15 protein-coding genes are annotated in these 22,597 nt (G+C 40.2%); all 15 read right to left on the reverse strand.

Going from position 1 to position 22,597, the window contains the following annotated elements:
- Position 1: 1 nt before the first annotated feature.
- Positions 2 to 481 carry a TRAP transporter small permease gene (locus ACUNWA_RS07425; protein WP_445591260.1) on the reverse strand — a complete coding sequence of 160 codons (480 nt, stop codon included), beginning with the start codon at positions 479 to 481 and terminating at the stop codon, positions 2 to 4.
- A gap of 12 nt (positions 482 to 493) precedes the next feature.
- Positions 494 to 1,477: a TRAP transporter substrate-binding protein gene (locus ACUNWA_RS07430; RefSeq protein ID WP_445591261.1), complete on the reverse strand. Its 984-nt coding sequence runs from the start codon at positions 1,475 to 1,477 to the stop codon at positions 494 to 496.
- A 14-nt stretch (positions 1,478 to 1,491) separates the two neighbouring features.
- Positions 1,492 to 2,163 (reverse strand): bifunctional 4-hydroxy-2-oxoglutarate aldolase/2-dehydro-3-deoxy-phosphogluconate aldolase, encoded by a 672-nt coding sequence (locus ACUNWA_RS07435; RefSeq protein ID WP_445591262.1) that lies wholly within the window; start codon positions 2,161 to 2,163, stop codon positions 1,492 to 1,494.
- Positions 2,164 to 2,312: 149 nt separating this feature from the next.
- Positions 2,313 to 3,350 carry a PfkB family carbohydrate kinase gene (locus ACUNWA_RS07440; protein ID WP_445591263.1) on the reverse strand — a complete coding sequence of 346 codons (1,038 nt, stop codon included), beginning with the start codon at positions 3,348 to 3,350 and terminating at the stop codon, positions 2,313 to 2,315.
- A 105-nt stretch (positions 3,351 to 3,455) separates the two neighbouring features.
- Complete coding sequence (uxaC, locus tag ACUNWA_RS07445; RefSeq protein ID WP_445591264.1) at positions 3,456 to 4,859, reverse strand: glucuronate isomerase; 1,404 nt, start codon at positions 4,857 to 4,859, stop codon at positions 3,456 to 3,458.
- 236 nt (positions 4,860 to 5,095) lie between these two features.
- Positions 5,096 to 6,307: a mannonate dehydratase gene (gene uxuA / locus ACUNWA_RS07450; protein WP_445591265.1), complete on the reverse strand. Its 1,212-nt coding sequence runs from the start codon at positions 6,305 to 6,307 to the stop codon at positions 5,096 to 5,098.
- A gap of 74 nt (positions 6,308 to 6,381) precedes the next feature.
- Positions 6,382 to 7,200, reverse strand: a complete 819-nt coding sequence (locus ACUNWA_RS07455; RefSeq protein WP_445591266.1) for an SDR family oxidoreductase — start codon at positions 7,198 to 7,200, stop codon at positions 6,382 to 6,384.
- Positions 7,201 to 7,803: 603 nt separating this feature from the next.
- Positions 7,804 to 8,985, reverse strand: coding sequence for a DUF4998 domain-containing protein (locus tag ACUNWA_RS07460; protein WP_445591267.1), 1,182 nt, complete (start codon positions 8,983 to 8,985; stop codon positions 7,804 to 7,806).
- A gap of 155 nt (positions 8,986 to 9,140) precedes the next feature.
- On the reverse strand, positions 9,141 to 10,334 hold the full coding sequence (locus ACUNWA_RS07465; RefSeq protein WP_445591268.1) for a DUF4959 domain-containing protein: 1,194 nt from the start codon (positions 10,332 to 10,334) through the stop codon (positions 9,141 to 9,143).
- 37 nt (positions 10,335 to 10,371) lie between these two features.
- Positions 10,372 to 12,252 (reverse strand): RagB/SusD family nutrient uptake outer membrane protein, encoded by a 1,881-nt coding sequence (locus tag ACUNWA_RS07470; protein ID WP_445591269.1) that lies wholly within the window; start codon positions 12,250 to 12,252, stop codon positions 10,372 to 10,374.
- Between the two features lie 12 nt (positions 12,253 to 12,264).
- The gene (locus tag ACUNWA_RS07475) at positions 12,265 to 15,711 is read right to left on the reverse strand and encodes a SusC/RagA family TonB-linked outer membrane protein (RefSeq protein ID WP_445591270.1); all 3,447 of its coding nucleotides are present in this window, start codon (positions 15,709 to 15,711) and stop codon (positions 12,265 to 12,267) included.
- A gap of 125 nt (positions 15,712 to 15,836) precedes the next feature.
- Positions 15,837 to 16,766 (reverse strand): FecR family protein, encoded by a 930-nt coding sequence (locus ACUNWA_RS07480; RefSeq protein WP_445591271.1) that lies wholly within the window; start codon positions 16,764 to 16,766, stop codon positions 15,837 to 15,839.
- Between the two features lie 357 nt (positions 16,767 to 17,123).
- Complete coding sequence (locus tag ACUNWA_RS07485) at positions 17,124 to 17,705, reverse strand: RNA polymerase sigma-70 factor (RefSeq protein WP_445591272.1); 582 nt, start codon at positions 17,703 to 17,705, stop codon at positions 17,124 to 17,126.
- 313 nt (positions 17,706 to 18,018) lie between these two features.
- Complete coding sequence (locus ACUNWA_RS07490) at positions 18,019 to 20,154, reverse strand: right-handed parallel beta-helix repeat-containing protein (protein WP_445591273.1); 2,136 nt, start codon at positions 20,152 to 20,154, stop codon at positions 18,019 to 18,021.
- A gap of 4 nt (positions 20,155 to 20,158) precedes the next feature.
- Entirely contained in the window at positions 20,159 to 22,564 is a 2,406-nt protein-coding gene (locus ACUNWA_RS07495; RefSeq protein WP_445591274.1) for a right-handed parallel beta-helix repeat-containing protein, read from the reverse strand.
- Positions 22,565 to 22,597: the final 33 nt, after the last annotated feature.

Genomic DNA, 22,597 nt, shown 5'->3' on the forward strand with positions numbered 1-22,597 from the left:
GTTATTTTTTCCGGTTCTCTTTAACCATGTTGTACATATTATCCATGTCGAAATAAGCAATCAGCAAACCACTGATAGGCAATACCAGGTAAACCATTCCCAGTGGTAATCCCAAAGCAGCCGACTTCACCGACAGGTAGAATCGGGTGTAGACCAACCACGAGCCACCAACAACCATAACCGTCAGCGCAAAAATAATAACAACCACACTAATCATCATTTCAAGTTTAAACCTCCGTTTGGGTGAGCTTCGCTGAATTAGTAAATCGATCGCTAAGTGTTCGCGCTGACCGGCGACATAAGCCGCCCCCAGCAAACCAACCCAGATCAATAAAAAACCCGCCAGCTCATCGGTAAAGCTACTTGGCGCATTCATTACATAGCGGCTGAATACCTGCCAAAGCACATCCAACACAAGAATCCCCATCAAGAAGACGAGTACCCACTCAATTACTTTATCAATATATTTTCGTAGAGTCATGATATTTTGATTTTATTCAACCGCCTGAATACGCTTGATGTATGAATAGATCAACTCGTTATCTCGGTAGCTTTCAAGCAAAGGCTGTACCTTTTCAATGAAAGGAGCTTTATCGGGATAGTTGACTTTAACACCCGCTTTTTGAACTTCCTCCAAGGATTTCTTTTCAGATTCAGCCCAAAGTTTGCGCTGCAAAACGGCCGATTCGTCGGCTGCCTGCTGAATCCACTCCTGCTCCTGTGGTGACAGTTTATCCCAAATAATCTGACTAAAAACCAACACATCGGGGATGATGGTATGCTCATCAAGCGAGTAAAATTTACACACTTCATAATGGCGCGAGGTGTAAAGACTGGGGGGGTTGTTTTCAGCGCCATCAACTACGCCACTCTGCAAGGCCGTGTAAAGTTCGCCCCACGAAATGGGGGTTGGCGAACCTCCCAGCGCTTTGGTCATTTCAACAGCTGTGATACTGCGCATCACGCGAATTTTCATCCCTGCCAGATCATCAGGATGATTGATTGGCTTTGACTTGGTATAAAAACTGCGCGACCCGGCATCGTAATAGGTCAAGCCGCGAATCCACTTATCTTTGGTACTCAGCAGCAGATCTTTTCCAATGGGGCCATCCATAATTTTAAAAGAATGCTCTTTGGATTTGAAAATGTAAGGTAAGCCAAAAACTTTATAAGCATCAGTAAAGCTTTCCATCACAGCAGCCGACACTTTAGTAATGGCCAAACTACCGATCTGCAACAACTCTACACATTGCTGCTCGGAGCCCAATTGTTCAGCCGGATAGACCTCAATGATTAACTTGCCCTCCGACAGTTCTGCCGTTCGTTGAGCCATAAATTCCATTGCCTGATGCACCGGGTGATCAACCGGTAATCCATGAGCAAGTTTCAGCTCTTTTTTGTCAGAAGGTCCTATACAGGAGAAGCTGCTCATTAGAACAACAAACATTAATAGTTTAGCAAGACTGGTGTTAGTCATTTGATTGTAATTGGTTATTTTTTGTATTTCTGAATGATTGCCAGCGCTTCCTGGCATTTCTCCGTAATATAGGTAAAATTACCCTGAGCCAAGACTTCTTTAGGAAACAGCTGAGAGCCCATTCCAACGCAATGCACACCGGCTTTGAACCACTGGCTCAGATTTTCTTCGTCGGGCGAAACACCGCCAGTAGGCATAATACAGGCGTAAGGCATTGGGCCCATTACCCCTTTTACAAAATCAGGTCCGCCAACCGATGATCCGGGGAAGATTTTCACCACTTCACAACCTAATTCGTGTGCACGTCCGATTTCGGTAACCGAACCGCAACCCGGACTCCAGGCTATTTTGCGTTTATTACAGACTTTAGCCATTCCTTCGTCAATCAAAGGAGAAACAATAAAGTTCGCACCAATAGAAATATAAAGTGCAGTCGTTGCCTCATCCACAATAGAGCCCACCCCCATAATCATTTCAGGGCATGCTTTTGCAGCCCACTTGGTCAATTCACCAAACACTTCGGCCGCAAAATCACCGCGGTTGGTAAATTCAAAAATGCGAATTCCTCCATTATAACAAGCTTCAACCACTTGTTTGCATAGTTCGACATCAGCATGATAAAAAACCGGAACAAGGCCAGTTCTTTTCATGGTTTGTGCTACTTCTATTCTTGTAAATCGAGCCATTTTATCATTTTTAAGTTTCGAATTTTAATCGGAAGAAGAAAAGTCATGCTTCTCGTTTCTCAGGATTCCGGTTCCCGAGTAGCCATCTCATCTTTCGAAACGGTTTGAATAATTATTATTTTATCAGTCCAACTATTTATTCCTGATCATTATCTCGCGACACGCCCTGACGCATCGCCACCCATCAGTTTTTCAACTTCAGAGACCGTCACTTGGTTGTAGTCGCCATAAATGGTGTGCTTCAAGCACGAGGCCGCTACTGCAAATTCCAAGGCTTTCTGATCGTCATTCGGATAGCTCAGCAGTCCGTAAATTAAGCCGCCCATAAACGAGTCGCCACCACCCACACGATCAACAATGTGAGTAATCTGGAACTGACGTGATTCGTATAATTTTTTGCCATCCCAAAGTACACCGGCCCAGCTGTTGTGGTTGGCGTTGATGGAACCACGCAAGGTGGTGATCACTTTCTTGCATCGTGGAAACTTGGCCATAATCTGTTTTGAAACCGACTCATAAGCCGCTCCGTCAACATGTCCTCCAGTAACATCGACCCCCTCAGGATGAATATCCAATACCATAGCGGCATCTTCCTCATTTCCTAACACGACATCTGTTCCAGCCACCAGCTCAGGCATAACTTCTCCGGCTGTTTTTCCATACTCCCAAAGATTCTTGCGGTAGTTCAAATCGCAGGAAACCGTAATTCCTTTTTCATTGGCTTTTTTGATAGCCTCCAGACAAACATCAGCTGCCCCTTGCGAGATCGCCGGAGTAATTCCAGTCCAGTGGAACCAGCCAGCTCCATCGAATACAGCATCCCAATCAATCATGCCAGGTTCGATTTCAGCAATGGCTGAGTGTGCACGATCATAAACCACTTTGCTTCCACGGCTTACTGCTCCTGTTTCCAGGAAATAAATACCAACACGATCGCCTCCACTTACAATCTGATTCACCCCAACTCCATAACTTCGCAAATCCATTTTGCAGGCACGGGCAATATCATTTTCGGGCAAGCGAGTCACAAAATCAACCGGAATACCATAGTTAGCCAGCGAAACGGCCACATTCGCTTCTCCTCCGCCAAAAGTAGCTGTCAAGCTATCTGACTGATTAAATCTTAAATATCCGGGCGTCGCTAATCGCAACATAATTTCTCCAAACGTAACAACTTTCTTATTCATTTTTTTAATCAATTAAATCGACAAATGCAATCGATTGCAAAAATAAAATACTTTTCATCAAGAACAAACTCAAATCTCACTTTTTAAAAGCATTTGAACTGCAAATCATTTAAAATTGAAATAATTCCGGGCGTTATTATAACAAATATTTTCGACCATTTCACCCAGCAATTTCATATCATTCGGAATTTCACCATTTTCAACATCGTCCCCCAACAAATTACACAAAGTCCGACGAAAATATTCGTGTCGGGTGTACGATAAAAAGCTACGTGAATCTGTCAACATTCCAATAAAACGACTCAGTAATCCAAGGGTCGAAAGCGTATTCATCTGCTTTATCATGCCCTCTTTCTGATCCATAAACCACCAACCTGAACCATATTGAATTTTACCCGGCATTGAGCCATCCTGAAAGTTACCAATCATGGTAGCATACAATTCGTTATCGCGTGGATTCAGGTTGTACAAAATTGTTTGACTCAGTTTATTTTCCTGATCCATTCGGTCAAGTAGTTTGCCTAATGAAGCCGCAACAGGCAAATCTCCAATAGAGTCGAATCCCGTATCAGGCCCCGCCTTTTCAAACAAACGGGTATTGTTATTTCGCTGTGCTCCAATATGAAACTGCTGAGTCCAACCACGCGAATGATCCATGATACCAAACTCGTAAAGCATACACGACTTAAACTTCTTAATTTCCTTTTCATTCAAATTTTTCAGCATACGGATCTTATCGAAAATGGCATTGATTTCCATTTCCGTATAATCCTCAGCATAAGCTGTATCAAGGCCATGATCGGACAAGCGGCAGCCATTGTCGTGGAAAAACTGGTGGCGTTTATCCAGCGCAACCAGAAACGCATCAAAACTGTCGATATCTACCTTAGCTACTTCGCCCAACTGATCGACATAGTCGTTGAAATAGTCAACATTTTCGACCATCATCGCTTTATCGGGACGCCAAGCAGGCAATACCGCCACCTCAAAACCATCGTTTTTAATGGCCTGGTGATATTCCAATGAATCCAGCGGATCATCGGTCGTACAAATAGTATCGACATTGGCCATACGAATAATGTCGCGGCAGGAATAACTCCCGGAGTTTAATTTTTTATTACACTCATCCCATATTTCCTTGGCCGTCTCCGGATTCAGTACTTTATCAATTCCGAAGAATTTTTTCAATTCCAGATGCGTCCAATGATAAAGCGGATTGCGCAAAGTATTTGGAACCGTTTCGGCCCACTTTTCAAACTTCTCCCAATCACTGGCATCTCCGGTACAGTAGCGTTCGTCAACCCCATTGGTGCGCATGGCACGCCATTTATAATGGTCGCCATACAACCAAATCTGGGTGAGGTTTTCAAACGACTTATTTTCCGCAATTTCCTTGGGTGAAATATGACAGTGGTAATCAAAAATCGGCATTTTAGCCGCGTGTTCGTGATAGAGTTTTTGAGCTGTTTCTGTTTGCAACAGAAAATTCTCATCCATAAATTTTTTCATCTTCCTTTTATTGTTGAATTATCCACAATGCCTGATTGTTGGTTCAGACCTAAAATCAGCTAAGCGATTAAAACGGTCATAGGCTAAATGCAAAGTCACTGAAAGAACGACCGTTAAAACATCCGTTAACGTTCACGAAAATACCCAATAAATAAATTTCAAACAAATACTTACCCACTTTAAATGGTTTAAAAATTTTTATTCTACTGGATTCCTGAACTTTAGCGATGCTATTTTTATTCCTTATACCAAAGCATCGCCGCAATGCCATGTTGCAATCCATCAATCTCAGCAAGGCCTTTAAGGCGCCCTATTAATGGATAACCAGGGTTGTAGGTCTTCTTGTAATCTGTCAACAGTTTATGTCCATGATCTACACGCATAGGCATTCTCCAGTTGACCAGACCGGCAGATTTCCTCCTATCTTGTTCCATCAGCAACTCTTTCACGATAGCTGGCATGTCGACACTCCCCTTCAAGTGTTCAGCCTCATAAAAATCCCCCCCCTCGCATCGTTCCGTGCTGCGAAGATGTATAAAATGAATTCTCTCAGCAGTGGCATTTACAATTGATGTCAAATCGTTATGCGCCCCCGCACTCAATGAACCAGCACAAAATGTAAGCCCATTGGCCGGATGATCCACTGCATTCAATATCCACTGGATATCACTAAGCGAACTAACAATCCGAGGTAATCCCAGAACTTTCATTGGAGGATCGTCCGGATGAATACACAGCTTGATTCCAGCCTGCTCTGCCGCTGGAATAATGGCATCTAAAAAATATTTAAGATTAAAGCGCAGCGCTTTTTCATCAATTCCATCATACTGTTTGAGTAATTCTTTAAAAAGCGCGACTGCCTGCTGAGGATCTTCTGCCGTTATTCCATCGATAAACCCCTGCGTTTTAATGATAATAGTATCTATCAACCGATCCTTGTCACCATTGCTCATGTGCTGCACCCGCTCACGAGCCTGCTCCACGAGCTCTGCAGAATAGTCCTCATCAGCTCCTATCCGATCAAGGATAAAACGATCAAATACAATAAAGTCCACAAAATTGAAAAACAACGACTCCCCGCCACCTTCAAGTTGATGGTTCAAGTCAGTTCTGATCCAATCAATGACAGGCATAAAGTTGTAGCAAACCGTATCGATACCACACTGTCCCAAGTTGAAAATACTTTGCTTATAATTCTCAATCAATTGGTCACGCCGTGGTCCACCCCACTTGATCTCTTCATGCACCGGCAGACTCTCCACTACCGACCAGCGCATCCCGTGCTGTTCAATATTCTTTTTTACTTTTAGGATTTCCTCGCAACTCCAAACTTCCCCATTGGGAATATGGTGCAAGGCAGTAACAATCCCTTCGACTCCAATCTGACGAATTTCACCTAGTGATATTTGATCATTTCCCCCAAACCAACGCCACGTTTTTTCAAGCATAATTTCTATCTTTTTTACATATTCTAGATCGAAGGTTTCAGTTCCAACTAATTTACAGACTGAAAACCACGCTTCTAAACCCCACTAAAAGCTGTAAATCCACCATCTACCGGCAATATCACTCCAGTAATAAAACTAGCAGCATCAGAACACAAAAACTGTACAGCTCCATTGAGTTCATCGATGCTACCAAAACGCCTCATTGGGGTGCGTGCAATAACCTTTTCACTTCTTTCAGTCAATGAACCGTCCTCATTTAGCAGAACCTTTCTATTCTGATCACCAATAAAGAACCCCGGAGCGATGGCATTTACTCGTATCTTCTCTCCAAATTTCAATGCCATTTCTGAAGCTAGCCACTGGGTGAAAATATTGATTCCTGTTTTAGCCACTGAGTAACCCGGCACCCGCGTAATAGCTGAATAAGTAGCCATGGATGAGATATTGATGATACTTCCACTTTTCTGGGTAGCCATTGACTTGCCGAACACCATACTTGGCAGAACAGATCCATTCATATTCAGATCAGTCACTTTCTGAAAATCTTCCATCTTCATATCGAAAAACGTTTGATCCTCATCCAGGGTTGCTCCTGGGATATTACCTCCAGCGGTATTTACCAAGATATCAATTCGCCCCCACTTTTGAAGTATTTGCTGACTTGCAAGCTCCAGGTTTTCCTTATCCAACACATTACCAATAAATCCGGCAACTTCTCCTCCTAATTGTTTCAACTCTTCAACCCGCGCATCCAACTGCTCCTGGCGGATATCCAAAACGGCTACTTTAACCCCTGCTCCAACAAGGCTTTTACAAATATTACCTCCCAACACGCCACCACCTCCGGTGACTACTGCTACTTTTCCTTCTAAACTAAACATATTTTGTTCCATTTATCCAATATCTATTTTAATAAAAAATATGATCTTAATCAATTCTTCACAACATCAAACAACAAGCTAAAAAGCAACACAAGACCACTCTGCTGGGTTATTGCACTTTTAGCCACTTAAAGCCTCCCATATCTATCCAGGAAAAAACCTCAGCAAGCTCAAAACCTGTGTCGTCAAAAGAACCAGACCAAAAAACACCTCAATTTTTCACATTCCATAGTCGATAAGAGATGTTCATTCTCCAATTGATTTTCATCCCTAGGCTCGTCCTCCTTGAAGTATCCATGTAAAAACAGGGACTAAAATCCAAAGCACACACCTAAGTAGTAATCTTAACCTTGGATTTATTAGCAAATACAATTCTCTAGTGAAGCTTTTCCTTTCACAGTCTAATTTCACACATTCAAAACTATCATTATACAAGTCTCCAATCAAGTATAATCCCACTATTTTATGATACGATATTTACATCTCAAACCAAACAACCACGAAAAGAGGCTGCCCTATTTACTTTTAGGACAGCCTCTTTCTTATGTTAAACCGTAGCTATTTGCTTTTACTATGTCATTCCAGATCGCTTAAATCAAGCTTTTTATATAAATCTCATTCTGTTACTTTCTTAAAAATAAAAGCCGATAAATTCATTCCGGGATTATCCATTGTAACTTTCATTGTATATCTACCTTCCTGCAATTCTATTGTCTGACCGGTTTCAGTAATTTCGACATCTCTTGAGCCTCCACTGGTTTTTGGTCCCCATAATCTGAGCTCTTTATCCATGCCATCAAATGATACAACAAAAGCTCCTCCAACATTTCCTCCATTATTCACATAGGCAAGGTCAACTTCATAAGTGGCAGTTTCTAAAACATCTACCGTATAATTCAACCACTCACCATTAGCAATCCATCCTATAATGTAAGGCCATCCCGACACTGCATTTCCGACATCAACATCCTCCTCGTCTCGAATGACGGCATCTCCGCTGTTACCAGAGGTAGAATCATAATAGCCGGCACCATTCCCTCCTACATCAAAATAAACCCCATCAATGGTTCCAGGTATTGTCTGAGCAATAGAGTTGTAGGCACTCCAAGCGGGAGCACTAGGGAATTCAACACTTACAGGATTAGCCGCAAACGTATCCAACGCATCTTCCTCCGGCATATATAAGGTAGAATAACTAAACACTGACTTTGGCTTCCAATCGGTAATTATGGTATGTTCGACATCGGCTGGAATCGATACTGTTACAGCTTCATCATTGCCATTAATATAGTTTAAAATAACGCCATCGTCAACTCCAACCATCTGCCAATGAAAATTTAACGCTCCGAGTTCTGAACCGTCTTGGTCAATTGATATAGACACAAGGCGATTTTGTAACCTATTTCTATATTTCTCTCCATACACATACCCTGATTGCTCACTAACTATAGAATTATTGCCTTCAGCATCATAATTGATTAATTCAAACAAATAGTCACCTTCTTCAAGATCTTCTATGATTGCCTCCCATTTGTACACTCCTTTCTCTAGAGAAACAACTAGGGAATCGGCTCTGTTGTTCCAATAGATAAGACACTCTCTCAGCTTAGGATCGGCATTTGTTTGCCACTTTAACAATACCCTTTGATTTCCGGAAATAAGCTGAACTGAATCTGCTTTCCCAGGATAGATTATCTCGCCCTGATCCAAATATTCCTGATGCAAGTCATTCATTTTTGAACAACTAACCAGAAATAACAAGACTCCTAATATAAAATATTCCAATTTCATAAACATATGCTATTAATTTAAATGCGATTGTATAAGACTTAAACAAACAACTTACTGATTACCTTTCAATAAAATTGATAACAGATTATATAGGTTCTGCTTCAAAAGCATCCACCAGTTGTTATTCGTGTTCATTTTATACATTTTTTACTAATTTTTTTTTACTCTCTGGGTTCTCCATAAATAAAAATTTCGCTCCAAACAGGATGTGAGTCTAACACAACAATCCGCAAATATCTTGAAGGAGGAGCATCCAAAGGAAAATCAGCTTGCAGACCTGTAGAACTCCATACTTCAAGATCCTCATTAGATACTTCTCCATATGGTAACCCAGAAGGCTTTTCAAATTGAACAGTTGTTAGTTTGGTCCATCCGCTACCTTCTCCATAATTCCCATCGTCTACAAACTCTTCGGCTCCCCAAATTTCAAAATTCAAAGCAGCACCTTCTGTCCATGCCCACTCTGTACCGTTTCTTGGGTATAGTGTAAAACGACTTAATTTGGTAATACCTCCTAAATCAAAAGTAAAAGGAATAGGTAACCCATATTCGTAATATCCATGTATCCCATTATTTCCTGATATTACTCCATCCCACAACCGAGGCATCACCCATCCATACTTATCAACTGGCTTATCATCCACCAGATACAATGCTCTAAAATTCTCCTTACTAATCTCCTCCTCATACCAAGGTGTAAATACTCCTGCAATCGTATCTGAATAATTGCCCCATCTGTCTCTTGCATAAACAGCGAATTCTCTTTCATCAGATGAATAACCGCGTACAGATTCGGAATTATGACTTAAGTTGCTATAAAATGTTCCATAAGGATCAGGAACCCAAATACCAAAAGTGTCCCTTATTAATACAGTAACCGCAATATCAAGATTAAACTCATTTTCCCAATTAACACGTATACCTCCGAAGTCTTCCTGAATCTCAAAAGTTTCTCCGACTAACTCAATCGGTGGTGTTAAAGGCTTAATACTTACGCTAACCGGTTCTGATTCATTACCGCTTCGATCAACGCATATCAGCTTTATTACTCGTTCTTCAGTGTCACCAAAACCTGCCACTACAACATGGTTTTTGTATACTGACGAACTGTTTTCTTTTATTCCGCCGTTGAGAGTGTAAATTGCTTTTACACTAAGTAAATCTTGGTCTAAAGGGAGTTCATAGGTTATCTTTGCTCCTCCATTTATATTCTCCACCATCGGATTACTAACCATTCCCGGAGGAATTTTATCAACCGGCATTTGACCTATAGGCGCCTCTTCGCAAGATATAATTGACATTAAGCAAGTTGCCACCGCAGCTATTTGTAAAATTTTATTTTTTATCCGTTTCATTTCACTAAATTCATTTAAGTACAACAATATCTACAAATTACCACCCCGGATTTTGTTCCAGATTAGTGTTGGAAAAAACACTGCTCTGCTTTATCGGCCACAGATAGTCTTTGCGCGTAAACGAGGGTTCAAACTGCGTATCAATAGAAAGGTCATTATTATCTTTATAATATCTCCAACCCAATATAGGTTGATTCATATATTGGGTTGCTAGCTTCCAACGTCTTAAATCCCAAAATCGGTGACCTTCAAAAGAAAGCTCAATTAATCTTTCTCTACGAATAATTTCACGCATGCCCTCTTTGCTTTCAGGCTTTGATGGATAGTTTGATTTTGCCCAACTGATATTAATCGCATCCAATCCCGAACGTTTTCGAACTTCATTCACATAGTAATGAACATCAGCAACAGGACCTTCTACTTCATTTAATGCTTCAGCATACATCAGATAAAGATCAGCAAGCCTTAGTATGGGCATAAAATACCTTTCAAAAACTAAAGAACCAGACGCATTGCTATTTCTTGCTTCACTCCCATAGTGTATCAATTTTTTCACATAATACCCTGAATAAGTTCCTTGTTTCGTACCAGACCACCATTCGATTCTTGTGTCAAAATCGACCATATTATCATCACCTATTCTGCCAAAACCATAACCGCGAGATTTATCAAAAATAATTGAAGCATGATAACGAGGCTCTCTATTTAAGTTTAGTTTGTGAACCTCAGCTCCTGGCTTTATATAAAATTTATCCCTCTCATCAGCAACAACAGTTTCGTAACGATTGGTATAGTCCCAAGAGGGATCCTCTTCAATAGGAATTCCATTATCAGAATAAAATAATTCTGCCATCCTGAGCGTTGGTTGGATAGTTCCAGCCGCGTAATAATTGGAAATCCACAAGCTATTCGATGGCCACACCTCTGACAAAAAACTAGACATACTGTTCATTGATCCCCATATTATTTCATCATTCCACTTTTCAGTTACGGCTCCCCGGTAATTCATCTTGATCATCGTAGAATCACTTAGCCCAATTCCCTTATTGTCAAAATAATGCAAGGAATGCCCAGCCTCTTCTGCCGATTCTATTGCATCTAATGCATACTCAGCCGCTTTTACCCACAAATCGGGATTTTCATCTTGTGCAAATAACTGCACACCTCTTTTATCAATTACAGAAAAGTCTCGATTACCATTAAACAAAGGACTGGCTGCCAACAAATATGCCTGTGCCTTTAATGAAAGGGCTATAGGTTGGGTTATTCTTCCCATCTCTGATACTTTTGACTGTATTTGTAAGGGTAAGTGTGGTGCAGCCTCATCCAATAATTCAGCAATATATTCTACCACGTCAGCAACAGGCTCACGATAAACTCTAACTTCTTCGACAGAAGATGATACAGGCTTGTTCTCTCTAACGATCGGAATTGGACCGTACATACGCATTAAATAGAAATGATAATAAGCTTTTAAAAACTTCACCTCTGCAATCCACCTGTTTTTCTCATAGTCATCTAAATCGCGGGGGGTATCAATATTCTCAAGGAATATATTACAATCCCGAATGGCAATAAACAAGTTAGTTCCATTATTCCCCCCATCCCAATAATTCAAATATGGGCTGTTTATGTTCTGTTCTCCCCTGGCAATTCTCCAGGCATTAACATTTCCATACCTTAAAGGACTTGGAGCTAGTCGTGGCAACCAAAGCTCATCACCACCAATCAAGGCTGGATTAGTACTATGATTAACAGCATTAGGCAAATAAGAGTAACAGGTAAATAAAAACCGTTCCGCATTGCTTCTATCTATAAAAGCATCATCAATAGTAGCAATATTATCGGGTACTACATCGAGATAATCGCTGCAAGATACACTCCAAAAAAACAAAACTATTAATAGTATATTTCTCATCACTTACAATATTTAAAATGAAACTTGAATACCGAGGTTAAACACTTGCTGGATAGGGTATCCCAGTCCGTTTCCTGCCATTTCAGGGTCCCACAGTTTGAAATTGCTAAATGTTAGCAGGTTGGTTCCGCTAAAATAAAACCTTAGTCGCTCTAGTCCTACTCTGCTGATACGCTTAGGCGGAACTGAGTATCCAAACTCCAAACTTTTAAGTCTTAAAAAGCTGCCATCCCTCATAAACCAAGTACTTGCCTGCGTGTTATTTGTAATCTCGTAATCTGACAGGCGAGGCCATAATGCATGTATATTTCTATTGTCTTCAGACCAATGATCGTTTGCATAAACCATTAGTAAAGCATTGTTCTCAATAGTGTTATTGCTTGGGTTAATGTCAATAAAAGGAGATGTATTTTTAGAACTAATCCAGAAGGATGACCTAGCACTCCCCTGAAAAAATGCAGACAGATCCCAGGCCTTATACCCCATTGAGACTCCAAAGCCATATATAATTTCTGGTGTAGTTGGATACCCTATTGGCACCATATCACGCTCATCAATTACTCCATCTCTATTTATGTCTCTGTATTTAATATCTCCTGCCCCATATTCTCCAAATGTCTGAACCGGAGAATTGGCGACTTCTTCGTCATCAACAAAAAGACGCTCTGCAACGAGTCCCCATTGTTGCCCTAACTTATGTCCTTCCTTTGAACGCCAAGGAGTCCCGGCATCAATATAATCAGGTTCCTCATAAACCAGAAATTCACTTGTGGCATATGTGAAATTTCCACGCGCTGCAATCCAAAAGTTTTGATCGATGACCTTATTAAAGTCTAACGAAACGTCTAACCCCTCCGATATCGCCTCTCCGACATTTGCTCTTAAGCTAGCCTGCAGCCCCATGGAAGTGGGAATGGAGCTTCGCGTCATCAAAATATTAGTCCGCTTATCTCTAAAAATATCGGTATGAATAGTCAGGCTATTCTCAAACAGACCTAACTCAATACCCAAATTGGTTTTGTATGATGTTTCCCAGCTAATATCAGGATCTTCATAACGGGAAATTGATATACCGTTACGCGAGTAGGTCGCATTAGTCCCAAACGTATATCCTCTACTACTGTCATTTATATTTACATTTGAAAGATAAAAAAATCGGTCTCTTGCACTACCAATAGCATCATTCCCAGTAAGTCCATAAGTAGCTTTCAGTTTTAAAAGCGAAATTACATCTTTAACAGGATTCCAAAAATTTTCATTTGATACTATCCATCCGAATCCTGCCGATGGGAAAAAGCCAAAACGATTTCTTTTGTCAAAACGTTCAGAGCCGTTATAACCAAAATTGAATTCTCCAAAATAGCGACTATCATATGAATATGTAAAACGCCCTGATAGTCCCATATTTCTTGATGGCAACGACTGCTGCAGATCGCCTGCATTACCAGCTAATGATTCCCTTGCAGTGTAAACCAACAAACCACTAACACCATGTACTTCATCAAATTTTCGATCATACTGAAGAACTGTCTCTAAATATGAATTAGCCGTAACTTCCTTAGGACCTTCGCTATAATCTAGAGATTCTCTTCCTTCTTTCAATTGCTCTAAAGTATATGTGTTTTCTACACGATCATAAAAACCAATTCCATAATAATAAGGATCATAGCTTCTTGAAACATCAAAATACGAATACCGGTTAATGTGCCCTAAAGCTCTTACTCGTAGTCCTTTTGTAATAAAATCCAAATCCTGTTCTAGCTCAAACTGAACCATCATCATTGATCTGCTGTAATCTTTATATCCTTTAACAAGATCAGCATAAGGGTTTAGATATCTTGCCTCCTCTCCATAATTACCAAAAAGAGTATGACGTGTATATTCATTAGCAGCATCGGGTTCATAAACAGCAGGAAACAATACCGGATTTGTCCGCATTATCTTTCCATACAATCCGGAGCCTCCGTCTATCGGACCGGTGTAACCATCAAAAGTTCCATGCAGTCTAACTTTTGCCCTTGTTGTCTTTGTGACATTGATATTGATATTTGAGCGTAAAAGATACTTTTTAAGGTCAATATTATTATTAAAATTATTTCGGTTGTCAACATTCAGTATTCCGTTATCTTGAGAAAAAGCACCTGCTATATAGTACCTTGCCACTCTCCCTCCCCCACTGAGATTAAGATTAACTCGCTGATTAATAGCATAGTCTTTCAATAACTCGCTTTGCCAATCCGTGGCAGGATAAACATAGGGATTTGTTCCAGCAATGGTATTCAATATTTTATCTTGTGAATAGGGCACGGCTCCCAAAGGATTACGAGTAAGAACTGCCTCATTGTGAAGCTGCATATATGTTATCGGGTCGGCAAATTCTATATCTTTTGTTGGCATAGAGATAGAATTTTCGAATCTTACAGATACTTTGGCTTTACCCTCTTTTCCCTCTTTAGTAGTTACAAGAATTACACCGTTAGCACCACGAGCGCCATAGAGTGCCGTTGCCGTTGCATCTTTCATTATAGAAAAGCTGGCAATATCATCCGGATTTAATCTGGCAAGGTCATTCGAGGTCAGCTCTACATTATCAATTAAAATAAGTGGATCTTTCTTTCCTACTCCAAATGAAGTTACACCACGCACAAAAAATTCCGCATTATCCTGTCCGGGCTCTCCGCTTCTTTGATAAGAAATAACACCTGACATACGCCCAGCTAAAGCAGTTGTAAGGTTTGAAGAAGGAACTTTAAGCTCGTCAACATTAACCGTCTCAATAGACGCTAACACACTCTCCTTCTTTTGCTTACCAAACGCCACCACAGTGACATCCTCCAATTCTTCCGTTTTTTCCTGAAGCACAACGTTAATCCTTGCTCTTCCATTTACTTCAATCTCCTGCGGTTCCATTCCAATAAAAGAGATAAGTAATTTATCAGTTGGCTTAACCATAATTTCGTAATTACCATCAGGATCGGTGATTACTCCTCGAGTACTACCAACCACCATAACAGTTACTCCGGGGAGCGGTGCACCTGATGCATCAGTAATTTTACCTGATACAGACTGTTCCTGAGCTTGAATAACCACTGGCTGTCTGCTATTCTGTGTTGCCACTGAAATGGTTTCGTTTATACGATGAAATTTAACACCAGCCCTTTCTGATATGTCTTCCAGAATATCCTGCAAACTTTCATTCTCATACTTGCCAGAAAATTTTTGCGCATATTCCATTACAAATTCATCATATGCAAACTTAAAATCGGTTCGTTCTTCCAGCTCTTTAAAAACATGCAGCAGGTGAGCATTCTTAAACTCAGCAGAAACATGTACTGCAGACATGTTCTGGCTCCGTGTTTCATTGGCAAACATCAGCTGCATGGCTAATGTCTGCACAATAAGAATAAATAGTATTTGTCGCGACACAAACAATAATTGTTTTAATAATTTAAATTTCATACTTTTGTTTGTTTAAACTTGATTTTTAGCGAGTTAAGTTAAATTTGCCGGATTTGTTGGTGCAAATCCGGTTTTTTTTTCGTAAGTTCTGTTTTAGGTTAGGTTTTTCTCATAGACAATTCTATTTAGTTACTTATTACTATCACTTCATTATTTTCTTTCATTTGTACTTTAAGCTTATGAATGAATTCAAAACTTTTAAGCACATTTTCCAATCTTTCATTTTTATAACTTCCTTGGATAATATCATTTTTAAGCTTTTCATCTTCAAACAAAATTTTCACATTATACCAACGCTCCATTTTCTTTGCAGCTTCGCCAAGGGTAATATTGTTGAAGTTCAGGATTCTATATCTCCATGCTAAATACTCTGTTATATCTGCATTTCTTCTAGCAACAGTGTCATTGTTTGCATCATAAATTGCCTGTTTCCCCGGAGTGAGAAACACTTGTTTTTGAGGAAATTCTGTCGGCTTCACACTTACCTTTCCCGTTTCAACCGTAACAACCGTATTTTCACCGGGATAAGAACATATATTAAAAGAAGTACCCAGAACCCTAGTGGAAAGCCCGTTAGAGTTAACCACAAAAGGGTAATTAATATCTCGTTTTACGTCAAAGAAAGCTTCACCATCTAACTCTACCAATCTTGAAACTTTTCCAAATTCTTTTGGAAAACGAAGAGTTGAGGCATTATTTAAATGAACCCTTGTACCATCAGGAAGAACAATTTTCTTCCTGGTTCCCGGCCTGGCATAAATCTCAACAATTTGCTCATTTATTGGAGCTTGAACCTCTGTCACAGGTTTTGGAGAATAGATATAATACAAGAAGGTCGATAACGAACTTATTACAATAATCGAAGCTGCAATTCTCAAGCTTTTCCCTATATAAAATTGTTTCGTCTTTTTGGATTCTATTTTTCTTTTTATTTTCTGCTTTAATTCTTCACTGTTGAGTGTTGGCAAATAGATTCTCTCCTTATTCAATTTCTCCCACTCTCTGTCTAACAACTTTTCAAGTAGTTTTCTGTTTCTATTCTTTTTCTTGTCCATAAACAAATTGCTCTTAACTGTATTATATACAAACAAGCCGTATCAAATCCACTACTCTGCTTCGCGAAAAGATCCATTTTTTTTTTTAGACAGCCCTATCCTTCAGATTCTGTGTGGAGTTACTAAATTTGACTACACGGTACGTGACGCAGTATTTATACTGAAATACAATTATTAATTGGATGAGAAAAAAAACACGACTAGGAATTCAAGCAAGAAGCAGTAATACTTCCCTGCGGAAGGGGCAATACTAACGAAATTGCAGTTACTGATGAGTTAGGCACTGAAAGAACTTCTTTATCGATGGAAAAGAGAGTTAAATAACTTTGAGGGTAATTTTCCGTTGAGATGGATATACTACAGAAACCTATTTAAATTTTTAATGAAACAGAACAGTAAAAAACTGAAGCCGGACGATTGTTTCAAGAAATCCATCCTTTTGCGTATAAAACCATTTGCCTGTGACAAATGATTCTCTACTGTATTGGGTGAAATGTCCAGTTTCTCAGCTATTTCTTTATTCGAAAATCCTTTCAAGTATCTAAGCTTATATATTTCTTTTCGCTTTTTGGGAAGTTGGTTAATGGTATTTTCATAAATGTCTTGAATTTCATGACAATAAACCTCCTGCATACCATCTTTCACTTCAGCCCCCACAGCAGTCAGACTACTAATCACCTGTTGTTCAATGCCCTGTCGTTTAATGTAATTAAGCAAGAGATTCCGGGCAATAACAAATACCTGTGCATCTAAAGGTTTTTCGGTTGAAAGTTTTTTACGGTTATCCCAAACTTTTATAAAAGTAGATTGTATGATATCCTCTGAAACTTCATGACTCTTCGAAATACGAATAAGAAAAAGATATAACCTTTCATAAAGATTATCATAAAGGTCTTCCAATGCTTTTATATCATTTTTTTGAAGTTTATGGATAGTCATCTAATTTTATCTCATTATTAAATAAAATCTCTTCAAGGAAATAAAGATCTATATTTCAGCACTTAAAGGGATTAAAATAAAACAACTGTAACTATATTATACTTTCCCGAAGTAATACTACATACAACTCAGTGTCTTTGTTATATATCGATAGCTCATGTAAACACGCTATCTCCAATAGCTGTTATGAGGAGATGCCCTGACTAAACATCCGGCCATCACCCTCACTACTTGCGGAATCTGCTTTCTAAAGCCAACCGATAGGCTGGACTAACGAATGAAAAACAGAAAAACTCAAGCGAAAATTCACTTACTATTTTGTCGTCATATTTTGTTCAACTTCTTTATCAAAGGCATGAATGATTGACACTGGCAATTTTGCTTTTGCAAGCCATGCAGCATCGCCATAAACCCCGGCCGAACCATAATCAAACGGTTTAAATCCGATACGCTTTACATTCCGCTTATTTCGTAGATTAAAATTATAATTAGCAGCATCTTTGAAATGCGGGTCAGCAATAATACTGTTGGCGTCATGACCAGTTTTTTGCCATTCAGCAAAGGACTTGCCATTAAAAAAATAGCGATCTCCTGCCGTATTCCAATAGAGGTTATTATCCATCTGGATGTCAATGTTCTCCCATGCACCTTTCAACACGACCCCTTCATCGAAAACAACAATATTATTCTCAAAGTTAAACGAACGATGTTTTTCTACACGCGTACATTGCAACTGATACAATTTAGCAAAAGCAAAAATATTGTTTCGAATGATATTATTTTCACCATAATGCTGATGAAAACCTCCCGTTTTTGTACTGTATACCAAATTATTTTCCATAATGATATCTGAGGAACCCTCATCGGTATAAAGTCCCCAGCCACCATACGAATAGGCGTGCACATGGTGTACAATATTGTTGCTAATTACCGTCCCTTCTGATTTCCCTAAGGTATAAACAGCAGCCATATCACTTAGCAACGCCCATCCAATGTGATGGATATTGTTGTGCGTGATTTGGTTTCTTTTGGCCTTGCTTCCAGCATAACCCCATATCCATCCAACAGAGACTCCGGAGTAATAAAAATTTCCAATATCGTTACGAGACACCTCATTATCGGAACTATGACCAATCCACACGCCAACAGCAGATGGAAATTCTTGCCCTCCGGTTTGAATGATATTGTTGTGCAAACGAATATTTTCAGTGTGCTCTTCACCCTCTTGAGGAGCAAAATATCCGAGGTAAACACCACCTCCTCCCAGGTCATTCAGGTAACAATGTTCTACCTCACTGTCGCTACATCCTTTTCCGAACCATAAAGCATGCTGCCCGGTTTGGGATATTTCGCAATTGGTAAATGTGATATTTCTTGCCCCTTCAAGCATGACAGCGGCATTAATCAACGCGGCTGCCTGATTGGGTTCAGAACCGGTACGGGGCATTCTATAATGACAATGACTAAAAGCAAGCCCCTCGAAACGGATGTTCTCCACCAAATTATTGTTTTTTGCATCGCCTACAACAGAGATAATATTTTCCAGTGCCGGAGCTACGATCTCTGTATTTTCGGGGGTTTCTCCGGGTAGAGGCATGTAATGCAGCGTTCCTTTCTCATTCAAATACCACTCTCCGGCTTCATCCAATGCTGCAGCATAGTTTTCAAAAACAATACGTCCCCCTTTAAATAATGGATTCCAAGGTTTCATTCCGTGTCCCGATGTATAAATCCGGGCACTATCCCGATCTATTCTATCCATAAACCGCAAGGTAAAATCCCACTTGTGGTATGCTCTAAAGCGTACATTTTCTATCTCTTCATCTCTAATGTCCTGAAGTGGCAAGAAATTTTCCTTATCGAATGAAAGCACCTGTTCTGCTTTTTCAGCCACACGGCCTGTTCCTCTATCCCAGATATTCTGCTTTACATTTCCAATTTTCAAAAATCCCTTATTCGGAGTGCGGGCCAGTACTGCTCTTTTCCCATTGACATACAACTGATCGAAGCGCCAGTTGTAGTACTTACACTCAGGCACTCTTACCTCCCAAACGCCATTATTATTCACAGTAAATCCCATAATCTTTTTACCTCCACTAAAAACAGGAGTGCTCCCCTCTTCTGCTTTATAAATTATCGGATATTGTGAAGTCCCTCCATCTGCGGGTAGCAAAACCAATGGTTCTGTCATTTCATACTTGCCACCACGAATAACAACTACAATGGATGAGCTAAGTTCATTCTCTCGTTTATAGGCCCGAACAGCATCCCTGGCACCCGTCAGTGTCGCCAAAGGTTCTTCCTTGGTACCGGCATTTAGGTCATTACCATCAGGAGCTACAAAGAATTCAATTGTTGCCTTACTACTCTGAGCCCAACTCTTAACTGTATTGAACCCTACAAATAGAAAGATCAACAAACAGATTAGGATATTTTTACTTTGTCTCATTGTTTTAAAAATTAGTCTGTTTTTCTTTTGTATGCTTTAAGAATTTATAGTATTTCTTTTGCGGTCCTGACCTTTCGATGATTTGATTGAAGTTCAAATCTGCAATCTTCTTATCCGGAGCTTCCCAAGCAAATGACGTTGCATTCTCCTCTCTATCGGTTTCTTTAACCGATAGAGCTGTTGAATACACCCTAAGCTTTTCCACACCATTTCGCAATGAGTTGGCCCTAATTGGAGCAATCGTCATCTTTCCGTTCCCGGTTTTTCTTTTTCGATTAATGCTTCTTTCACCGATCGCTTTCCCATTTAAGGAAAGCTCCATTTTTTCCCCATCATAGGAAAGGCCAGCCCTATTGATGGCATCGTCTATGAGTACATCTTCTGAAGTAATGGCAAAGCGTCCTGCTTTTCCGCCTCCGATGTTCATGATTCCGGTAATCCGTTTTCCTTCAACAACTAGGCCGATATACCCGTCATCATTTTGTCCTCCGTTTTTGGACATTACCCAACGTTGTTCAGTCCATCCCTGTAAATTCAAGAATCCACTTACCATCTCGAAGTCAACGACAACGGTCATCTCCGAAGCCTCCATGCCGGGTTTATGTTCCAGCACAGGACGTTCTACCATCAGGTTGAAATTGTTATCTATCCACTTGTGATCTTCCGGTTTGTTTTTATTGAAGCTGGCTACCTTTCCGCTGATTTTCCCAACAACATTTCTTTCAATCCTGATATTGTTGCTGTGCTCATCAAATCCCATGGCATCAACCACTCCATGTACGCCATCTCCTTTGGCAATCTGATCCATGTAATTCTCATAATAGGCGGTGCCTTCACAATTCCCCAAAGAGTAAATTCCGGCTGCATCACCGAGGTATTGGGCTACATGATGAATGTAATTGTTAGCAATCCGATTCGATTTTGTATAGTTAAACCCGCCACCCCAAGTCCAACCAGTACTTACACCGGTATAACTGATATCACTTATCTCATTATGAAATATTGTATTGTTATAACTCTGAGCAATCCATACTCCAACAGCAGCCGGATGTACTTTACCCGCCGAATGAATGAAGCAGTTCGAGATTGTATTGTTAGATGGAGCATCCGATTTAGGGACACCTGCTTTATCGACCTCCCTGATTGGGAAACCAATATAAATGCCACCGCCGCCCATATCGAACATCTCGCAACCATTAAACACGACTTCACGGCTACCTTTTCCGATCGTCACAGCATTTGATCCAAAATGGTTAAACCGACACTTCTCGAAGCGAATATTCTTACTGTACTCCAGAAAAACGCCTTGACCACAGCGAGGAGATGCTTGCGAATCGGTATAACCCGGACGTGGATGATCAGGGAATTCAGGAAGTCCTTTTTTAATCTCCTCCGGCCAGTTGGGGGCTATATCATAAATACCCAACTCATAGGCAGCATATTTAAAATTGATATTCCTAAATTCAATAAACTCAACCAAATTTTCATTTGATCCTTTTAACGCAAGAATAGAAGTCAGATAGGGGGCGTGTATATTCATTTCACGAGGATCCTCTCCAGTTTGAGCCAGGTAGTGCAATTCGCCCTTTTTTCCATCAAGATACCATTCGCCGGGCATATCCAATGCCTCCGGAATATTTTCAATACGATAGCGCATATGACCTCCAAATGTTCCCACCGGATAACGGCAGGGAGAATTGAAATGCACATCCTTTTTATCACTATCTATCTCTCGGATCGTCTGCCATGAGCTTTCCCAGCTATGGTAGGTAAGAATCTCAGCTTCCTCCCAGTTATTCCACTCCTTAATATCACCATCCTTAAAACGAAATCCGCAACGACTTCCCCAATAATTTAGCAGATCTTCCTGTTTCATCTTGGCATCCCAAGTATATTTCCTGATTGTTTCCTTATATTTTGAAAGAGGTCCGGCGGTTTTCAAAAAGCCTGCATTGGGAATTCTGGCACGTGTCAACCGCTGATCTCCGGCAAAAAGCTGACGAAAATACCAGTTTCCCTTTTTCACTTCAGGCAGATCAGCAATCCAGTGATTATCTCCTTCGTTACGCCATGAGGTAATAGCCCTTCCTCCACTTATCGTTACCGATTCTTTACCGTTAGCACGAATCACAACCGGCGCTTCCTTTCTTCCCGACATACCGGATGTAAACTCCAAGGGCTCGCTCAATTCGTAATGTCCACCTCGGATCAATATTTCCACCTGCTCATTACCTGCCTTATCTTTTAAAACCTCCAAGGCTTTGTTTAGCGATGTAAAAGGAGATGCTTTGGTACCGGTGCCGACATCCGTTCCATTGAGCGATACATATATCTTTTTTGACTGACTGGAAACCAACGACGGGGTGCAAGCCAAAAAGAAACTTAATAATGATAATAAAATGACTCTCATGGCTAGATAGTTATTTGTAAATATTTTACATTC

It is taken from the genome of Sunxiuqinia sp. sy24 (assembly GCF_052677165.1).

Excerpts from the sequence above, each read along its gene's own strand:
- ACUNWA_RS07440 (WP_445591263.1), bottom strand. The coding sequence starts at position 3,350 with ATGAATAAGAAAGTTGTTACGTTTGGAGAAATTATGTTGCGATTAGCG.
- ACUNWA_RS07490 (WP_445591273.1), bottom strand. The coding sequence starts at position 20,154 with ATGAGACAAAGTAAAAATATCCTAATCTGTTTGTTGATCTTTCTATTT.
- ACUNWA_RS07435 (WP_445591262.1), bottom strand. The coding sequence starts at position 2,163 with ATGGCTCGATTTACAAGAATAGAAGTAGCACAAACCATGAAAAGAACT.
- ACUNWA_RS07455 (WP_445591266.1), bottom strand. The coding sequence starts at position 7,200 with ATGGAACAAAATATGTTTAGTTTAGAAGGAAAAGTAGCAGTAGTCACC.
- ACUNWA_RS07480 (WP_445591271.1), bottom strand. The coding sequence starts at position 16,766 with ATGGACAAGAAAAAGAATAGAAACAGAAAACTACTTGAAAAGTTGTTA.
- ACUNWA_RS07475 (WP_445591270.1), bottom strand. The coding sequence starts at position 15,711 with ATGAAATTTAAATTATTAAAACAATTATTGTTTGTGTCGCGACAAATA.
- ACUNWA_RS07460 (WP_445591267.1), bottom strand. The coding sequence starts at position 8,985 with ATGTTTATGAAATTGGAATATTTTATATTAGGAGTCTTGTTATTTCTG.
- ACUNWA_RS07495 (WP_445591274.1), bottom strand. The coding sequence starts at position 22,564 with ATGAGAGTCATTTTATTATCATTATTAAGTTTCTTTTTGGCTTGCACC.
- ACUNWA_RS07485 (WP_445591272.1), bottom strand. The coding sequence starts at position 17,705 with ATGACTATCCATAAACTTCAAAAAAATGATATAAAAGCATTGGAAGAC.
- uxaC (WP_445591264.1), bottom strand. The coding sequence starts at position 4,859 with ATGAAAAAATTTATGGATGAGAATTTTCTGTTGCAAACAGAAACAGCT.
- ACUNWA_RS07430 (WP_445591261.1), bottom strand. The coding sequence starts at position 1,477 with ATGACTAACACCAGTCTTGCTAAACTATTAATGTTTGTTGTTCTAATG.
- ACUNWA_RS07425 (WP_445591260.1), bottom strand. The coding sequence starts at position 481 with ATGACTCTACGAAAATATATTGATAAAGTAATTGAGTGGGTACTCGTC.
- uxuA (WP_445591265.1), bottom strand. The coding sequence starts at position 6,307 with ATGCTTGAAAAAACGTGGCGTTGGTTTGGGGGAAATGATCAAATATCA.
- ACUNWA_RS07470 (WP_445591269.1), bottom strand. The coding sequence starts at position 12,252 with ATGAGAAATATACTATTAATAGTTTTGTTTTTTTGGAGTGTATCTTGC.
- ACUNWA_RS07465 (WP_445591268.1), bottom strand. The coding sequence starts at position 10,334 with ATGAAACGGATAAAAAATAAAATTTTACAAATAGCTGCGGTGGCAACT.